This window comes from uncultured Megasphaera sp. (assembly GCF_958350005.1).
Taxonomy (GTDB): domain Bacteria; phylum Bacillota; class Negativicutes; order Veillonellales; family Megasphaeraceae; genus Megasphaera.
In genome coordinates, this window is the sequence record NZ_CATWFF010000233.1 from 1 (window position 1) to 2,729 (window position 2,729).

The window sequence follows — 2,729 nt, forward strand, 5'->3', positions numbered from 1 at the left end:
GTGTCTTTTCGACGCCTCCGCCAGTACAGACGACAGTACACCGCGGCGGCATCATCATCTTCGTCATGTCTATCGACCAGTCACTGCGGTATTAAGAAGCTCCTTCTGTTAAGGGGAGGTAAAGGAGAAACGATCATGCACAGGTATCATAAGTACACACGTTTATGCAAACAGGCCGCCGTAGCAGCGCTTTGTTCAGCTATGCCATTTTCCGCCAGCTTAGGTGCCGGCGTCGTCACAGGGCCAACGCCGATTGATCAGGGAATGGCTGTTCATAACGATGACTTTACGATTTATAATGATAAAATAGCAGCGTCTTTCGCTGTTGGCACGCCGAATTACTGGAATATGACCAGCGGCAGCATTCTGGATGTGGCCCTGATGAATCAGGGGAAATTCGGCACAGATCTGGTCAATGATGTCGAATTTCTGAATGATTTCTGGACAGCTACGGGAGCCTTTGAAGGAAAAGACCTCCTTCATGTGTCGCCAGATCAGGTAACGTATCGTCTGGAAAAAGATGCTGTCATCGTTACGGCTCATACGCAGTACTGGACGGCAGGCCACAAAAAGCCGCTGAATGTCGATATTGAATATACCCTGAAAGACGGGGATAACTATATTTCCCTGAAGACGACGGTTACCAATCCGGCAGATAATGATCCGTACCGCAACATGAACAGCGGCTACTCTATCAGCACGCTGGCAGCCAGCATGTTCGGGCCTTTTGGCTATTATCCGGATGTAAAGACGACAGGAATTCATATCGGTGCTGATCCGGATGTAAACGAACCGTACGGCAACTTTGTCGTTACGTATGGAAAGAACTATGCCGTATCCGTTTCTCTGGACGGTGCCAATGCCTACAAAGGCTCCAGCGGCTATAAAGACGTATACATTAACCGCGATATTGAACCGGGAAAGTCCTATGTCTATACAGGGGAACTCCTCGTTTCCGGCCGCGGTGAAACGGCATCGATTATGACGCGGTATCTGCAGAAACATCCGTCTGTGCCGGCTGGTTCCGTCGAAGGTGTCGTCCGGGACAGTCAGGGTCAGCCTGTAGCTAACGCGTACGTCGTAGTCCGGAAAAACGGGTCGTATAAGCAGACTGTCCGTTCTCACGGTGCCGATGCGGTCATGAAAGATATTATGCAGCCTCTGGTATGGACGATTACGGACGACAAGGGACATTATGCGTTGCACCTGCCGCAGGGGGCATATGAACTGTATGCCCAGAGTCAGGGGACGACGCCGTCTGCTGTACAGCCTGTACAGGTTAAGGGCGATATGGATCTGGATTTTGCCCTGCAGGAAGGGGCAAAGGCATCTTTTACAGCTGTTGACGGCACAGGCAGTCCCATTCCCTTTAAAGTCGCCGTTCAGGGCATTGCGTCTGACGTAAAGACCCTGGGCGGTACGGTATTCTTCGCCGATCCTCAGAAAGATGCTGTTTCGTTCTCCCTGGCTGCACCAAAAACGCCGGTTACGTTTACGGCGTATCATGGTGCTGATTTCACATCTCTGCCGGCTTCCTTTACGACGACGCTCCGCAGCGGCGAACAACTCAGTCATCAGTTCGTCATACCGCAGCTTATTTATCCGGAAAAACAGGGCTGGTACGGCAACGACAATCATCAGCACTCCAATATTGGCGATGGGGCTACGCCTATTGGTGAACTGTATAAAGCCCAGGTTGCAGCAGGTCTCGATTTTAACCTTGTAGCCGATCACGACTCGACTGTTAACAGCAAGGCCATGGCTGACCTGGCTGCCCAAGGCCATCGGCCGTACATTGCCAATATTGAAGTCTCGCCAGGATGGGGACATTGGGGCATATTGAATAATGACTATACCTTGCCGCCTATCGATCCATCTCTGCCGCCAGCTGAAATCATTCGGCAGGCTCATCAGCGGGGCGGTCTGGTTGTCGTTCATCATCCCTACTCCGATTATGGATATCTGAATAACCGGGCTGGTGTCAAAGGCGGCTATGACCAGGGAAGCGATGATTTTGACTTTCTGGAACTGCAGTCGACGATGAACTTGGCTGATGCTGATAATATCGACAAAAAGGCCCTCGATGCGGCCATGTCTTACTGGGATAAAGGGGAAAAGAAATATCTCAGCGCCGGTTCCGATCAGCATGACGTTACGTCCGGACTGTATCCGGGTATTATCCGCCTGTATGCCCACATAGACGGCAAAGCTACGGCTCCGGCATATTTGCAGGCCATGAAAGACGGTCATGCCTATGCGACGATGGGTCCTATCTTCACACCGGCACCGTCGTCTCTGTTTGGCACGACGCAGACCATTAAAAAAGGCAGTTCATATACGCTGAAAACACAGGTACAGGCTGTGAATGGCATTAAGAAAATTGAAGTTCGTACAAAAGGCGGCGTTGTCGTCGATACGAGAACACTGGACGGTACGACAAAACCTGTTGAATACGAACTGACTGTTACGCCGGCAGATGATACATGGTATAATATCGTTGCTGTTGACGGCAAAGATCATTATGCTGTTACCAATCCTGTTTGGATTCAGGTACAGCAATAAGGCCTGGCTATAAGCAGGCATATAAAAACTGCGCTCTCTCAGGAGGGCGCAGTTTTTGCGTGCAGTGGGAGGTTATGCCGTAGGTGATGCAGGTCGCCTTGCCTGGCGGGCAGACAGGGCGTAATTCCACAGGGGGATGAAGTATAAATACCAGGCCGTCAGGATCG

The 2,729-nt window shown here is 51.0% G+C and carries 1 protein-coding gene; it reads left to right on the forward strand.

All coding sequences use genetic code 11. From position 1 onward, the window contains the following. Positions 1–135: 135 nt before the first annotated feature. On the forward strand, positions 136–2,562 hold the full coding sequence (locus Q3886_RS09880) for a CehA/McbA family metallohydrolase (RefSeq protein ID WP_301861302.1): 2,427 nt from the start codon (positions 136–138) through the stop codon (positions 2,560–2,562). The last annotated feature ends 167 nt before the right edge of the window (positions 2,563–2,729 follow it).

Excerpts from the sequence above, each read along its gene's own strand:
- Q3886_RS09880 (WP_301861302.1), top strand. The coding sequence starts at position 136 with ATGCACAGGTATCATAAGTACACACGTTTATGCAAACAGGCCGCCGTA.